Annotated in this window: 1 pseudogene; it reads left to right on the top strand. The window is 55.0% G+C overall.

Features of this window, described 5'->3' with window-relative positions:
* Positions 1-269: pseudogene (locus ACSV5T_RS09895) on the top strand (DNA topoisomerase IV subunit B); the annotation flags it as partial.

Below are 269 nucleotides of genomic sequence, written 5' to 3'. Positions count from 1 at the left end.
CGGGACGTCCAGCCGTTGAAGTCATTTTCACGGTCCTTCACGCCGGAGGTAAATTCGGTGGTGGCGGATATAAAGTCTCAGGCGGTCTGCACGGCGTCGGGGCCTCGGTCGTTAACGCCTTGTCGACGAAACTTGAAGTGTTCGTTCGCCGTAACGGCAACGTCTACTACCAATCATTCAAACGCGGTGTTCCACAAGGAGAACTCGAAATCGTTGGTACGACTGATACGACGGGTACGACTGTCCGTTTCTTCCCGGACGGCGATATC

This window comes from Veillonella sp. ZSJB6, assembly GCF_051549505.1.
In the GTDB taxonomy this organism is placed as follows: Bacteria; Bacillota; Negativicutes; order Veillonellales; family Veillonellaceae; genus Veillonella.
This window is presented reverse-complemented; position numbering and strand designations above follow the sequence as displayed.